Below are 13,800 nucleotides of genomic sequence, written 5' to 3'. Positions count from 1 at the left end.
CGTAACCGCGCATTTGCCCAGTTGTGATCAAAAACCTACCCGCGATTACCGGGTTTCTGGTTCACTTTAACGATGACAACCACGTATCCAGCTGGCATCGATGACCAGCAGCAGACAACACGGAAACTCATTGCCCTCGATGTCGACGGAACCCTGGTCGATCACGAGGGACAGATGTCGGACGAAGTTCGGACATCGGCCAGCGCCGTAGTCGACGCCGGCCACGAAGTGGTGATCGCCACCGGCAGGTCTTTGGGTGCCACTCTTCCAATCATCCAGAAAATCGGACTCACCCGCGGGCATGCTGTGTGCTCGAACGGCGGCGTCACCCTGCGCATCGGGGTCGATGAGTTCGAGGACGGCTACGAAATCATCAACCGCGTAATCTTCGACCCGCGGCCGGCCCTCGTTGCCCTGAGAAAAAGTCTTCCCACCGCAAAGTTCGCCCTCGAGGACGATGAGGGACGTTTCCTCTCCACCGAGCGGTTCCAGGACGCGAGCTTCGGTGCAGAAGCCGAAAGCGTCGATTTCGAACGCATGCTAAAGGCTCGCGCTGTCCGCGTGGTGGTCTTCAGCACGGACAGCACCGCCGAGGAATTCGGCGATGCCGTCGAGTCAATCGGCCTCCACGGCGTGACCTATTCAGTGGGCTGGACCGCATGGCTGGACATTGCTGCCGCTGGGGTCACCAAGGCCAGCGCCCTTGAGCTGGTTCGGCGGCGATTGGACATCGACCCCTCGGAGACGGTGGCTATCGGGGACGGCCGCAATGACATCGAGATGCTTTCATGGGCGGCGCGCGGCGTGGCCATGGGGCAGGCGCCAGAAGAGGTTCTGGCTGCCGCTTCCGAGGTGACGGCGTCGGTGTACGACGACGGCGCGGCCAAGATCCTGCGTTCGCTCGCCCGCGGGGCGCAAGAGGAGCGTTAGTAGGCCAGCGCTGCCGGCGGCAGCGCCGCCGGACCGTAGGTCAGATCGAGGAGCCGGGCGGCAGCGGGACGCGTGGCCCACTCTTCTACCCAGTGCGACCGTATAACGGCCTTGCTCACGGCCTGGGTGGTAATACCCAGCTCAACTGCGATCAGCTTTTGCTGCCCGCGTGCCCCGGGCGTCATGAGATCCAGCACGTTCCACTCGGCATCCGTGCGGGTATAGACAATCTGCCCGAGCAGCCGCAGGACCGCTTCTGCTTCGGCAGCGACTTCCGAGTCCGGCCCCTCGATGGCCAGCGGTATACGCTCGCCGGTTTTCTGGGCACGGTTCACAGCTCTGCGCGAGTACACCAGGCCGTAACCCTCAGCGTCGGTGATCCGTTCCGGAAGAGGCGAATGGACTTCGCCGACCCCGATACCGACGTGCCAGCGGCGGAACCGGATTGCCTTGAGCGCTACATCGACGGCCAGCTTTGCGCTCCCGACGACGCCCTGAAGTTCGTCTCCGACGGAGCGCTGAAAGGGGATGACGGCGTCGACGAACCGGAATTCCCGCAGCAGCTCCGGAACCAGGTCGCCGACTTCGCGGGAATCGCGCTGGTTGATCGTCACCACGAACAGCATGACCTCAGTATGACTGAGTCAGGCGCGGAATCAACCGATTTGCGTTGATTCCGACGGGTCGTCGACCACGGACTGCAGCGAGGAGCGCAAGGAGGCGGGTGAGACCTCGGTAATGCTGAAGGTCACAGAGCCCTCATGCTCGGCGGCCAGAAGCGTCTTCACAGTCGAGGGAGCGGTGTACACCGTGAGGTTGGTGAACGTCTCCGCACCCCCCGATGCGCCGGTGAAAACCGTTACCGCACGGCTCTCGGCCAGCAGCGGCGCTCCTTGTGCTTCGAACTCGGACTGCGGGAGAATCACGGGCTCCCCATCGACTGACGCGCTGTTCTCCGGATCTGCCAGGACGGCAAGCCGTTCGGCGAGGCGCGAGGTGGGGTAGACAACGAAGGCGTGGATGCCGCCGTCGTTCACTTCTTCCTCCAGCACGATGTCGTCGTGGATGTAGGCAAACAGCCAGTGTCTTCCGACCTGCGACGTCCGCTGACCCGTAACGATGCGGCTGGCGGTCCGGCGGAGCGTCATGATGCCGGTAACGCGTTCGGTGGCGTTGAGCCTGGTGGGCTCGTTATAACCCTCTTCCACAACGGGAAATGCGAGCCCTTTGGACATCAGGCTGCGCAGCGCAACGGTTGCGGCCAGGTATTTCTGGTCCTCGTGCTTTTCGAGGAACGGCAGCGCAACGAATTGCTCGCGTTCGATCCCGTCGAGCGCCACGATCTCTTCATCGGTCAGGGTGGGTAGGTCTTCACTCTCCTCGAAGGAGAGAGCAAGGATCTTACGTGCACTTTCCAGGTCTCGGGTGGTCCACTCGATCGGCTGCGTGGTCACGAGAACAGTCCTCCAATTGATCCGATCGGATCCTCAACGAAATCTCCGACACCCTCTGTCACACTATCCGCCAGATCCGTCGCGCCCTCCCAGGCGTCACCCGCCAGGTCGGTAGCGCCCTCGTAGGCGTCGCCGACGAAATCGGTGGTGGCGTCCCAGGCGTTGGAGGTCCACTCGGTGATGCCGTCCCAGTTGTCGTAGACGTAATTTCCCAGAGCCCACGCTCCCGCAACAAGCCCGGCTCCGACCACGACACCGGCACCTACCGGCCCCAGCATGCCTGCGGCAAGGAGCAGGGTGCCGCCGGAAGCCACGACGCCGAGCCCACCGGCTGCGCGGTCGCCGGCTCCGCGCCAGCCCTCGTGCTCCGGATTGATCATGTCGTGAATTCCGCCGTAGATCCCGAGCGGTGCCAGGAGTGGGCCCGCGAAACGGGAGAACTTGGTGATCTTCGAGGTTTCTTCGAGGAACTCGCTCGCGAGTGAGATGTTCCGCAGGTCGGTGACGTCGAGTATCCGGGTGTTCGCCAGGAACTTCTGAATGTCGGCCAGTTTGAAGACCTTGTTGACGTCGAGTCCAAAACCGACGACCTGACCGAGGGCCTCCCAGATACTGAAGTCGTCCTCAGTGGTGACCGCCGGCGTTCCGGGCAACCCGGTTCCGTCGGGGGAGCCGCCGATGGCTCCGGAGCCGGCGTCGCTGGCGGCTTCCTGCTGACGCGCTTGTTCGAGGAGGTCCCGGGAACCGCGGTCGAGGGTGTTGGCAGCCAACATGATCGCCATTTGGTGGCTGTCCCAGGACGCCCGCAGTGATTCAGCGTCCGGTCCCAGCCAGCCCGTGTTATTGATGACGCCTACGGTGAGCGTTGATCGAATGCCGCGCAGGGTCTCGGCGGATTGCGAGAAGCGCTCGGCCAGCGATTCAAGCTGCTCGAGGTTGGCGCCAAGGGTTTCCGACATGAGGGCCTTCTGCTGAGACTAAGGGATCAGGTTCCGAACCTATCGGCAACCCGTCGCGTGCTGCCATGGGCAGAGCTCCCCATGAGCGCGGAAAGACCGATTCAGCGGCGGCGCACATCCGCAACCACGTAGCTGCGGAAGCGGGTCTTGTTGGCGTTGATCCCAGGTGAGCCGGTCAGTGGGCTCACCACTACGCCAAGGAAAATGAAGGGCCACAACAGCGCAAGCGCAAGCATCCGCCAGGAGCTCTGAAGAGGGCCCATGGGCTTGCCGTCGCGGTAGCGGAGATTACGGACACCAGCGGCTTTTGCGCCGAGGCTGCGTGAGAAGCCGGCAACGAAACCGTAGCCGAGCGCACTCAGCGCATATCCACCGCCGAGCGCGATCGCGGCCCCAACATCCCGGGACAGGCCGGCTCCGGCCGTGACCGCCGCCAGGATGAAGAAGAGGATCACGAACAGCACCAGGACGATGAGCAGATCCAGGGCGTACTTACCGACGCGTTGACCACTGGTCGCCTCGACGAAAGGCCGTCCGTCCTCGAACGTTCCTTCACGCCACGGCGGTAACGGCTTCTGCTGGGTCGACTGGCTCATGCTCCCCCTGTGATTTTCGAGAACGACGGCGGCGCGCACCGCCTGGGTGGCGCGCCGCCGTGATGGTTGGTTTAGCGGCCCTGCGGCTGCACGTCGGCATTGTCAGCGTCGGTATCCACTGAGCGGCCCTGCGGTTCGTCCTCTTCGCTGGCCTCACCGAGAGCCTCGAAGCGCTTCAGCGATGCCTCGACCTCTGCCTCGGCAGCCTCGCGGCCCTGCCAGTCAGCTGCTTCTACCCACTTGCCTGGCTCCAGGTCCTTGTACTTGCGGAAGAAGTGCTCGATTTCATCCAGCAGGAACTTCGAGACATCGCCGAGGTCCTGGATGTCATCGAAACGCGGATCGACGGGAACGCACAGCACCTTGGCGTCGCCGCCGCCGTCGTCAACCATGTTGAAGACTCCGATGGGGCGGGATTCAACCAGCACGCCCGGAATGAGGTCGAAGTCCTGCAGCAGCACCAAAGCATCCAGGGGATCGCCGTCTTCTCCGAGGGTGTTCTCGAAGTAGCCGTAATGCGTGGGGTACTGCATGGAGGTGAAAAGCACCCGGTCCAGGCGGAGACGGTGTGTTTCGTGGTCGATCTCGTACTTGACGCGAGACCCCTTGGGGATCTCGATGGTGACGTCGAGCTTCATGGCCATGTGGAACTCCTGCGGTCAGCGGGGAAGAAACGGGCAACTTCGACGGGCCGTGGCAGGGCGACGCGACGCGTCTGGAATGTGACTCAAACGTGTCAATCCAGCGTGACCCATCTACCCATGGCCCCGATCTACTGTTAAAGATATAGGCCGCCGCCGACATCATCGATTCATGACCGGAGCGCCGATTCACGCAGTTCCATGAATGTTCGGAAGGGGGGTCACAATGACGCGCAGTGCAAGGGTATTCACTGCCCTCCTGCTTGCCCTCGTTCTGGGCGCGCTCGCAGTGCCTTTCGGCCTCCATTACGGACCCCAGGTCGCTCAGCTCCTCACCGCTCCACCGGCCGACGCAGAACCGGACATTCCCGCAATCCAGCAGACCCCCCGCGACGTCACGGCCCCAACGGTCGTGGACCAGCTTGACGCCCACGCGCCGACACCCGACCCCGCGGTGCTCGCGCCCCTGCTGACGGCGGCGCTGCAGGTACCAGGCGATACGCCGGTGAGCGGCGTCGTCCTCGATGCGCAAACCGGTGACGTTCTCTTTGACCAACAAGGAAGCGAACCGCAGCTGCCGGCGTCGAACATCAAGGTCCTGACCGCCACGGCGGTGCTCGCGAAACTGGCTCCGGATCACCGCATGACCACCTCCGTACTCGCCGGAGGCACCGGCGCCGAGGGCGTTCTGGTGTTGCGCGGGGGAGGGGACGTCCTCCTCGGTTCAGGGGAATCGGATCCGGATAACGTTCGCGGCCACGCCGGTCTGGCAACGCTTGCCGAGCGCACCGCGTCGGCAGTCGGCAGCGGCGAACCCTACCGGCTCGTCCTGGACGACACGTTCTTCGTCGGCGATCCGCTGAATCCCACCTGGCAGCCCGGTGACATCGAAGCGGGCGAGATCGCGCCGGTCTATCCCCTCGCAATCAATTCCTCGTGGGCCGACGAGTCGCAGCAGTCCGGCGCCCGAAACCCGGATGCAGCGATGGCCGCCGCGACGGTGTTCCGGGAGGCGCTGATCGCCGCCGGAGTGGAGGTGGAGGAAGGCATCGAGCGGCAGCCCGCAGCTGAAAACGCCGTGGTGTTGGCGTCCGTCGAGTCGGCCACCGTCGAGGCGCAGGTGGAGCACATGTTGCTGACGTCGGATAACTACCTCGCAGAGGTGCTCGCCCGCCTCGCTGCGGACGCCAGTGGGAGGCCGGCGTCTTTCGGCGGCGGTCTGGAAACGATCGGTGAAGTCATCACCGAGCTCGAGGTTCCGACGGAAGGCATGGTGCTCGGTGACGCTGCCGGCCTTTCGCCCCGCAACCGCGTTGCGCCCCGGCAGCTGGCCGACGTGATGCGCACGTTGCTCCGCTCGGACAGCCGCGCGCTGCGGCACGTGCTCCACGGCCTCCCGGTGGCAAGCCTCTCGGGGACCCTGGCGGACCGCTACGACGACGCCGACTCTCCGGTTTTCGCCGGAGCAGGCCTGGTGCGCGCCAAGACAGGTACCCTCAACGCCGTGACTGCCCTGAGTGGCCACGTGGTGTCCGCCGACGGGCGACTGCTCGTGTTCTCTTTCATCGCCAGCGGCCTGAACGGAACCACTGATCCCGCGCGTGCAGCGGTCGATGCGGCGGCGGCGGTCCTCGCCACCTGCGGGTGCCGGTAACCAGTCCCGACCGACGGGGCGGGTGCAGACGGACGCCCCCAAGCGGCTTCCCAGACTAATGTGGTCGAATGGCCACCATGGACAGCAACGCCCCTCTTCAGCTCGTCAACTGGGATCTCGCCGCGACCACGGCAGCGAAACTTACGCCTCCGGGTCCGAAGCTGAGTGCCCGGGAGGTCCGCTCCGTCGTCGACAATCTGCGGGAGCTGGCTGATCTCTCGGTTGAGCACGTCCACCGCATCACCGGGCTGGAGGCAGCACGGGACCTTCGGGATTCGGACCTGATCATCGTGGACCGTGCATCCTGGGCCAAGGCCAACACCCAGAGCTTCAAGACGCTGATGGCACCGGCCATCGACCACCTCGCACACACCAAGGCCGAGCAGCTGAAAGCCGCGAACGCCGCACTGGGCGGCACGGTCACGGGCGCGCAGATGGGCGCCATCCTGGCCTTCCTCTCGAGCAAGGTGCTTGGCCAGTACGATCCCTTTGTCGCCTCTGCACGCGGTCCGGGCGGTCGCCTCATGCTCGTGGCACCGAACATCGTGTCCGTGGAGCGGGAACTGAACGTCGAACCGGCTGATTTCCGGCTCTGGGTGTGCCTCCATGAGCAGACGCACCGGGTGCAGTTCGCCGCTGCTCCGTGGCTGAAAGACCACATGATGGAGCACATATCAAAGCTCACGGTCGGGCTGGCAGACAAGGCCGACACACTGGCCGAGCGCCTAGCCAACGCGCTGAAGTCGCTGCCCTCCCGCGGTCAGCAGAACAATCAGGAACAGCACGACGACGACGGCGTGCCGCCCGGCGACGGCGGCATCCTGTCCCTGCTCCAGGACCCGGAAGACAAGGCGCGCCTTTCACACCTCACCGCCGTCATGAGTTTGTTGGAAGGGCACGCCAACGTGGTGATGGACGCCGTCGACTCCAGCATCGTGCCCACAGTCAAGACCATTCGCCGCCGGTTCAATGCCCGCGGGAAGACCAGGGGACCGGTGGAGAAGTTCATTCGCCGCCTCCTGGGCCTGGATGCCAAGATGCGCCAGTACAGCGACGGTGCCCGCTTTGTCCGCGCGGTGGTTGACGCAGCCGGCATGGAAGGCTTCAACAGGGTCTGGGAGCGGGCGGAGAACCTTCCCACGGAGAAGGAGATCCACGCCCCCACAGAGTGGATCCGCCGGATGGGGCTGTGACCCGGCGCCCACGACTCAGCCCTACGGTTGGCACGGCGAGGAATCTCATCCGTGCTGCGCTTGACGAAGCACGGATCGCCCTGGGATCCCGCATCCTGGTGGCCTGCAGCGGCGGCACGGATTCGCTGGCGCTGGCGGCCACTGCCGCCTACTTCGAGCACAGCGGGCAGTACCGGGTAGGTGCCGTCGTCGTCGATCATGGGCTGCAGCCGGACAGTGCTGACGTCGCAGAATCGGCACGGACTCAACTCGCCGGACTGGGCCTCGACGGGGTGGAGGTGCGTCGGGTCCGGGTGGCCACTACCGGGATGGGTCCCGAGGCGGCAGCCAGGACAGCACGCTACGAAGCCCTTGACGCAGCTGTAGAACAGCAGGGAGCCGCGGCCGTCCTGCTCGGCCACACGCTCGACGACCAGGCGGAGCAGGTACTGCTCGGCCTGGCGCGCGGCTCCGGGACGCGTTCGCTCAGCGGGATGCCGGCCCGGCGGGGAGTCTATCTGCGACCGTTCCTTGGCCTGCGGCGCATGGAGACAGAAGAAATCTGCCGGTTCATGGGGCTGATGCCGTGGCATGACCCCACCAACACCGATCCCGCACTGACCCGCTCACGCGTACGCACGCAGGTGCTGCCATATCTGGAGGACGCGCTCGGTCCCGGCATCGCCGAATCGCTCTACCGCACGTCCCGCATCCTCGCCCAGGACGCCGCCTATCTGGACGAACTCGCCGCGTCGGAGTATGAACGGCTCAGAAAGCCGGCGGTCAGCGCGGAGGCTGACAACACAGAGCACGACGACGGTGCGCAGCTCTTGCTGTCCGAGGACGCCCTGCGTGCCCTGCCGCCTGCGATCCGGCAGCGGGTCCTGGCGCTCGCGGTCGTCGAACTGGGCGGGGTGCAACCGAGTTTCGAGCGGCTGCTGGCCGCCGAAAACCTGCTGCGGCGCACCGGTTCTGCGGGTCCGGTGCAGCTCGGCGGGAAGGTGAGCGCCTACCGTCAGGTGAGGGGTTCCCGGGTTCCCCAAGGGGACCCAAGCTATGGCAGTCTTGTCCTTAGAAAAAACCTCTAAATCCGGGAGCAATTGGTGGATTCAAACGACGTTCAGTCGGACCTCAAGCACGTTCTCTACACCAAGGAAGAGATTCAGCAACGCGTGCAGGAGCTGGCCGCGGAGATTGACCGCGATTACTCCGACCGGGACGTGCTCATCGTCGGTGTGCTGAAGGGCGCCGTAATGATCATGGCGGACCTCGCCCGCGCCATGCACTCCCACATCACCATGGACTGGATGGCGGTGTCCTCCTATGGCTCCGGAACCCAGTCCTCGGGCGTCGTACGGATCCTCAAGGACCTCGAGACGGACCTGATGGGCAAGCATGTCCTGATCGTCGAGGACATCATCGACTCCGGGCTTACGCTTTCCTGGCTCAAGGCGAACCTGCTCTCGCGTGGGCCCGCCTCGGTGGAAATTTGCACCCTGCTGCGCAAGCCGGATGCTGCGAAGGTTGCCATCGACGTGAAGTACGTCGGCTACGACATCCCCAACGAGTTCGTGGTCGGGTACGGCCTGGACTTCGCGGAGAAGTACCGCAACCTGGACTTCATCGGTACGCTTGCGCCCCACGTCTACGAGTAAAACGGCGGTCCTGTACGCCCAGAGGGAACTTTCCGCCCTGCATGCGCGTGGATTCTGCAGGGAATGTAAAGCTGGTAGCACGTTGGGTGCACCTCACTGGGGATGCGCAGCGTGTCAACCGGGCGCCATCGTGGCCGTTAAGCAGGAGGGACAGGGCACTCAGCCCTGAGTTGAATGAAATTCAAGAACATTTTCAAAGGACCGATCTTTTGGATCGTGCTGGCTGTCGCTGCACTCCTGGTCATCCTGCCTTCCGTGTTCAACACCAGCGGCGCCCGCGTCGACACCAACGTCGGCCTGGAACTCCTTTCCAGCAATGAAGTGGAGCAGGCCAAGATTTACGACGGCGAACAGCGCGTCGACCTCACCCTGCGCGATGAGTATGAAGACCTCGGCCGGAACATCTCCTTCTTCTTCAGCGCTGCCCGTGCTGAAGATGTGGTCGACGCCATCAACAGCTCCGAGGTTGACGGCTTCACCGACCAGCCTGTCGAAAACAACTGGTTCACCAGCATCCTCGGACTGATCCTGCCCATTCTGATCCTTGGTGTGATCTTCTGGTTCCTGCTCAGCAGGATGCAGGGCGGTGGCTCCAAGGTGATGCAGTTCGGCAAGTCAAAGGCCAAGCTCATCAATAAGGACATGCCGCAGGTGACGTTCAACGACGTAGCCGGTGCGGACGAGGCGGTCGAAGAACTTCACGAAATCAAGGAATTCCTGCAGGAGCCTGCAAAGTTCCAGGCCCTCGGCGCAAAGATTCCCAAAGGCGTCCTTCTGTACGGCCCTCCGGGAACCGGTAAGACGCTTCTTGCCCGCGCGGTTGCCGGTGAGGCAGGAGTGCCTTTCTATTCGATTTCCGGTTCGGACTTCGTGGAGATGTTCGTCGGCGTCGGTGCCTCCCGTGTCCGTGACCTGTTCGAGCAGGCCAAGTCGAACGCTCCCGCGATTATCTTTGTGGACGAGATCGACGCCGTCGGCCGCCACCGCGGTGCGGGCGTGGGCGGCGGCAATGACGAACGCGAGCAGACGCTAAACCAGCTCCTGGTCGAGATGGACGGATTTGACGCGACCACCAACGTCATCCTTATCGCGGCGACCAACCGCCCCGACGTGCTTGACCCGGCGCTGCTGCGACCGGGCCGGTTCGACCGGCAGATCGGCGTCGAGGCTCCGGACATGGGCGGGCGCCACCGCATCCTGCAGGTTCATTCCAAGGGTAAGCCGATGGCGCCCGGCGTCGACCTTCAGTCCGTCGCGAAGAAGACACCCGGCTTCACCGGTGCCGACCTTGCGAACGTGTTGAACGAGGCCGCCCTGCTCACAGCGCGGTCCAACGCCCAGCTCATCGATGACCGTGCTCTTGACGAGGCTATTGACCGGGTGATTGCCGGACCGCAGAAGCGCAGCCGCGTCATGAAGGAGCTGGAGCGGAAGATCACGGCCTACCACGAGGGCGGTCACGCGCTTGTTGCTGCCGCCCTGCGCAACACGGATCCGGTCACCAAGGTGACCATCCTGCCCCGCGGTCGCGCGCTCGGCTACACCATGGTGCTGCCCGCCGATGACAAGTACTCGATCACGCGAAATGAGCTGCTCGACCAGCTGGCGTACGCCATGGGCGGCCGCGTGGCCGAGGAGATCGTCTTCCACGATCCCTCCACCGGTGCTTCCAATGACATCGAGAAGGCTACGGCGACGGCCCGGAAAATGGTCACGCAGTACGGCATGAGCGAGCGCATCGGTGCTGTGAAGCTCGGGCAGGGCGGCGGCGAGCCGTTCCTGGGCCGCGACATGAGCCACGAGCGCAACTACTCCGACCACATCGCCTACATCGTCGACGAAGAGGTGCGCCGCCTCGTTGACAATGCTCACGACGAGGCGTACGCGATCCTCACCGAGAACCGTGACGTCCTGGACCGGCTGGCTCTCGAACTGCTTGAACGGGAGACGCTGAATCAGGCAGAAATCGCAGAGGTCTTCGCCGACATCCGCAAGCGGGACGCACGCAGCATCTGGCTGTCGAAGGACAGCCGACCCGTGCATTCGCTGCCCCCGGTGGTCACCCCCCGCGAGCGTGAGGAAGCCGAGGCTGCCGGCGAACCGGATCCGGAGAGCGTGTCACCGCAGGACCAGATCGCCGACGCAAACCTCCCGGGTGACTTCGACGTCACCGGTGATGGGCTGCCGGAACCCGAAACCGAACCGCAGGACAAGGGCGGAACAACCGGAAATACCGGTGCCGACCGCCCACAGGGGCCCGGTCAAGCCTCGTAACGACTAGCGGGACGGCCACACGGGCCGGGATAGGATTCTTGGCGTGACCGATTTTGACGATGAGATGGTTGATGCCGCGCTGGCGGCCAGTGGTTCCACGGTAGATCAGCCGAGAATCGAGCGAGCGGTCCGTGAGATCCTTGCGGCGATCGGTGAGGATCCGCTTCGGGATGGACTGCTGGACACCCCGAAGCGGGTGGCCCGGGCTTACGCCGAGTTTTTCGCCGGTATCCATCAGGACCCGAAAGACATCCTGTCGACAACCTTCGACATTGATCACGAAGAACTTGTCCTGGTCAAGGACATCCCGTTCTACTCGACCTGCGAGCATCACCTAGTACCATTCCACGGGTCAGCCCACATCGGGTACATCCCCTCTGATGACGGCAAGGTCACCGGTCTGAGCAAGCTGGCGCGACTGGTGGAAATCTTCGCGAGGCGGCCGCAGGTTCAGGAACGCCTCACCACGCAGATCGTTGATGCGCTGATGGAGTACCTGCAACCAAAGGGCGCCATAGTAGTCATCGAGTGCGAGCACATGTGCATGTCAATGCGGGGGATCCGCAAGCCAGGAGCAAAAACGGTCACCTCGGCGGTGCGTGGGCAGGTGCGGGACGCCGCCACACGGGCCGAGGCCATGAGCCTGATACTCGGAAGATAGGACACAGCAACTTCATGGATTCACTCGCGGCAGCTCCAGGAACCGGACCGGCAACTTCGCCCATTCCAGTCCTGCGTCCGACCCGGGTCCGCAAGTCCTTCGCGGATCTGCCTACCGATCGGTCGCTGGTGATGGGGATTCTCAATGTCACGCCCGATTCCTTCAGTGACGGAGGCAAGTTCGCGACTGCGGATGACGCCATTGCAGAGGGTCTCCGCATGCACTACGCGGGAGCCGACATCGTGGACGTTGGTGGGGAATCCACCCGTCCGAACGCTGATCGCATCTCGGCCGAAGACGAACAGAAGCGCATCATCCCTGTCATCTCAACCCTCGTGAAGGCCGGCGCGCTCGTCAGCGTCGACACTATGAACGCGTCCACCGCAGCGAAGGCAATCGAGGCCGGCGCGGCCATCATCAACGACGTCTCCGGGCTGGAATTCGATCCGGAGATGCCCGACCTCGTGGCCGAACGCGGTGTCCACTACGTCCTGATGCACCAGCGCGGCAACCCGCAGACCATGGCGACATTCGCCAACTATGACGACGTCGTCGACGACGTGATTACAGAGCTCACCAACATCCGGGAGAAGTTCTACGCCGCCGGAGTATCGCAGGAGCAGATCATCGTCGATCCCGGAATCGGCTTCGCCAAGAACGACAGCCACAACTGGGCGCTGCTGGGTTCGCTGGAACGGTTGGAAGTCCTCGGCCATCGCATCCTCGTCGGCGCCTCCCGCAAGCGGTTCCTCGGCTCGCTGCTCAGTTCGGCGGGCAAAGCGGCCCCTCCGTCGGAACGCGACAGCGCCAGCATTGCGGTCACCGCTCTCGCTGCCGCCCACGGCGCATGGTGCGTCCGCGTGCACGACGTCGCAGCGAACCTGGATGCGGTCAAGGTCGCCGCAGCCTGGACCAGGTAGGCGGCTATGGCGCCCAGCCTGCCCGCGCGGCAGGACACAATCACCCTGACGGGTATCACCGCCGTCGGCCATCATGGCGTTTTCGAGCATGAGCGGCGCGATGGGCAGCCCTTCGTTGTCGACGTCGTACTTCATCTTGACCTGCGGCCCGCGGGGCAGAGCGATGACCTCACCAAAACCGCTCATTACGGGGAGCTGGCCGAGCAGATCGTGGAGCTCATCACCGGCGAGCCGCTCGATTTGATCGAGTCTCTTGCAGAGCGCATCGCTTCCTCCGTTCTGGCAACCTTCGCCGTGGAAGCCGTTGAAGTCACCGTTCACAAGCCGAAGGCACCCATCGAGGTTCCGTTCGGGGACGTTGCGGTCTCGATCTATCGGGAGCGCACATGAGCGGTACGGTGCGGGCAATACTCGCGCTGGGCAGCAACCTCGGGGAAAGCCGGGACACCCTCTCCCTCGCCGTTGCTGACCTTGTCGATTCCCCGAACGTCCGGTTGCGGGAAGTCTCGCCGATCGTGCAGACCAAAGCGGTCGGCGGTCCGGAGCAGCCCGACTACCTCAACATGGTGGTCGAGATCGAAACCGATCTCGGGCCATATGAACTGCTCGACCACTGCCAGGCAGTGGAAAACAAACACCACCGGGTGCGAATCGTACGGTGGGGTCCCAGGACGCTCGACGTGGACATCATCACCTACGGTGACCTCGTGCTGGAAGATGAGAGGCTGACGCTGCCGCATCCCCGGGCGGCTGAGCGGGCGTTCGTCCTGCAACCCTGGGCGTGGATGGACGGAACCGCAACCCTTTCCGGGCGGCCTGTCACCGAGTTGGCGGAACAGGCGGAGGACCTCCCCGGGCTCATACCGTTCGAGGGGGTCTGAACA

Annotated in this window: 15 protein-coding genes; 10 read left to right on the top strand and 5 right to left on the bottom strand. The window is 64.1% G+C overall.

Annotated elements, in window-relative coordinates:
• The first annotated feature begins 72 nt into the window (after window positions 1-72).
• The gene (locus tag AC5RU3_RS09065; RefSeq protein WP_309070119.1) at window positions 73-930 is read left to right on the top strand and encodes an HAD family hydrolase; all 858 of its coding nucleotides are present in this window, start codon (window positions 73-75) and stop codon (window positions 928-930) included.
• On the opposite strand, the gene AC5RU3_RS09060 is transcribed toward AC5RU3_RS09065, so the two are convergent.
• From AC5RU3_RS09060 to AC5RU3_RS09040, 5 genes are all read right to left on the bottom strand, one after another.
• On the bottom strand, window positions 927-1,553 hold the full coding sequence (locus AC5RU3_RS09060) for a hypothetical protein (RefSeq protein WP_458117211.1): 627 nt from the start codon (window positions 1,551-1,553) through the stop codon (window positions 927-929). The two genes, AC5RU3_RS09065 and AC5RU3_RS09060, sit on opposite strands and share 4 nt — an antisense overlap.
• Window positions 1,554-1,586: 33 nt before the next feature.
• Window positions 1,587-2,384 carry a hypothetical protein gene (locus AC5RU3_RS09055; protein WP_493965335.1) on the bottom strand — a complete coding sequence of 266 codons (798 nt, stop codon included), beginning with the start codon at window positions 2,382-2,384 and terminating at the stop codon, window positions 1,587-1,589.
• Window positions 2,381-3,343 (bottom strand): hypothetical protein, encoded by a 963-nt coding sequence (locus AC5RU3_RS09050; RefSeq protein ID WP_493965334.1) that lies wholly within the window; start codon window positions 3,341-3,343, stop codon window positions 2,381-2,383. The genes AC5RU3_RS09055 and AC5RU3_RS09050 overlap by 4 nt, the downstream gene beginning before the upstream one ends.
• Before the next feature lie 101 nt (window positions 3,344-3,444).
• A complete protein-coding gene (locus AC5RU3_RS09045) occupies window positions 3,445-3,939 on the bottom strand; it encodes an RDD family protein (RefSeq protein WP_493965333.1) in 495 nt (164 codons plus the stop codon).
• Between the two features lie 71 nt (window positions 3,940-4,010).
• Complete coding sequence (locus AC5RU3_RS09040; protein ID WP_309070135.1) at window positions 4,011-4,577, bottom strand: inorganic diphosphatase; 567 nt, start codon at window positions 4,575-4,577, stop codon at window positions 4,011-4,013.
• A gap of 229 nt (window positions 4,578-4,806) precedes the next feature.
• Between AC5RU3_RS09040 and dacB the strand changes: the two genes are divergently transcribed.
• The 9 genes from dacB (at window position 4,807) to folK (ending at window position 13,797) form a co-directional block, all read left to right on the top strand.
• Complete coding sequence (gene dacB, locus AC5RU3_RS09035; protein ID WP_309070115.1) at window positions 4,807-6,234, top strand: D-alanyl-D-alanine carboxypeptidase/D-alanyl-D-alanine endopeptidase; 1,428 nt, start codon at window positions 4,807-4,809, stop codon at window positions 6,232-6,234.
• Window positions 6,235-6,302: 68 nt separating this feature from the next.
• On the top strand, window positions 6,303-7,427 hold the full coding sequence (locus tag AC5RU3_RS09030; protein WP_458116144.1) for a zinc-dependent metalloprotease: 1,125 nt from the start codon (window positions 6,303-6,305) through the stop codon (window positions 7,425-7,427).
• Window positions 7,424-8,494 (top strand): tRNA lysidine(34) synthetase TilS, encoded by a 1,071-nt coding sequence (gene tilS, locus AC5RU3_RS09025; protein WP_309070113.1) that lies wholly within the window; start codon window positions 7,424-7,426, stop codon window positions 8,492-8,494. The genes AC5RU3_RS09030 and tilS overlap by 4 nt, the downstream gene beginning before the upstream one ends.
• 15 nt (window positions 8,495-8,509) lie before the next feature.
• The gene (hpt, locus tag AC5RU3_RS09020) at window positions 8,510-9,061 is read left to right on the top strand and encodes a hypoxanthine phosphoribosyltransferase (protein WP_309070112.1); all 552 of its coding nucleotides are present in this window, start codon (window positions 8,510-8,512) and stop codon (window positions 9,059-9,061) included.
• A 174-nt stretch (window positions 9,062-9,235) separates the two neighbouring features.
• Entirely contained in the window at window positions 9,236-11,335 is a 2,100-nt protein-coding gene (gene ftsH / locus AC5RU3_RS09015; RefSeq protein ID WP_493965332.1) for an ATP-dependent zinc metalloprotease FtsH, read from the top strand.
• Between the two features lie 43 nt (window positions 11,336-11,378).
• Window positions 11,379-11,996 (top strand): GTP cyclohydrolase I FolE, encoded by a 618-nt coding sequence (gene folE, locus AC5RU3_RS09010; protein ID WP_309070110.1) that lies wholly within the window; start codon window positions 11,379-11,381, stop codon window positions 11,994-11,996.
• Window positions 11,997-12,010: 14 nt separating this feature from the next.
• Window positions 12,011-12,916, top strand: coding sequence for a dihydropteroate synthase (folP, locus tag AC5RU3_RS09005; protein ID WP_309070109.1), 906 nt, complete (start codon window positions 12,011-12,013; stop codon window positions 12,914-12,916).
• 6 nt (window positions 12,917-12,922) lie between these two features.
• Entirely contained in the window at window positions 12,923-13,306 is a 384-nt protein-coding gene (folB, locus tag AC5RU3_RS09000; RefSeq protein WP_309070108.1) for a dihydroneopterin aldolase, read from the top strand.
• Window positions 13,303-13,797, top strand: coding sequence for a 2-amino-4-hydroxy-6-hydroxymethyldihydropteridine diphosphokinase (folK, locus tag AC5RU3_RS08995; RefSeq protein WP_493965331.1), 495 nt, complete (start codon window positions 13,303-13,305; stop codon window positions 13,795-13,797). The genes folB and folK overlap by 4 nt, the downstream gene beginning before the upstream one ends.
• Window positions 13,798-13,800 lie beyond the last annotated feature (3 nt).

This window comes from Arthrobacter sp. MDB1-55, from assembly GCF_059092925.1.
The sequence above is the reverse complement of the archived record's forward strand: the minus strand, read 5'-3'. Positions and strand labels throughout refer to the sequence as shown.

Bases quoted from the DNA above. Each gene is read 5' to 3' on its own strand.
- AC5RU3_RS09065 (WP_309070119.1), top strand. From the start codon at position 73: ATGACAACCACGTATCCAGCTGGCATCGATGACCAGCAGCAGACAACA.
- AC5RU3_RS09050 (WP_493965334.1), bottom strand. From the start codon at position 3,343: ATGTCGGAAACCCTTGGCGCCAACCTCGAGCAGCTTGAATCGCTGGCC.
- AC5RU3_RS09045 (WP_493965333.1), bottom strand. From the start codon at position 3,939: ATGAGCCAGTCGACCCAGCAGAAGCCGTTACCGCCGTGGCGTGAAGGA.
- AC5RU3_RS09040 (WP_309070135.1), bottom strand. From the start codon at position 4,577: ATGAAGCTCGACGTCACCATCGAGATCCCCAAGGGGTCTCGCGTCAAG.
- dacB (WP_309070115.1), top strand. From the start codon at position 4,807: ATGACGCGCAGTGCAAGGGTATTCACTGCCCTCCTGCTTGCCCTCGTT.
- AC5RU3_RS09030 (WP_458116144.1), top strand. From the start codon at position 6,303: ATGGCCACCATGGACAGCAACGCCCCTCTTCAGCTCGTCAACTGGGAT.
- ftsH (WP_493965332.1), top strand. From the start codon at position 9,236: ATGAAATTCAAGAACATTTTCAAAGGACCGATCTTTTGGATCGTGCTG.
- folP (WP_309070109.1), top strand. From the start codon at position 12,011: ATGGATTCACTCGCGGCAGCTCCAGGAACCGGACCGGCAACTTCGCCC.
- folB (WP_309070108.1), top strand. From the start codon at position 12,923: ATGGCGCCCAGCCTGCCCGCGCGGCAGGACACAATCACCCTGACGGGT.
- folK (WP_493965331.1), top strand. From the start codon at position 13,303: ATGAGCGGTACGGTGCGGGCAATACTCGCGCTGGGCAGCAACCTCGGG.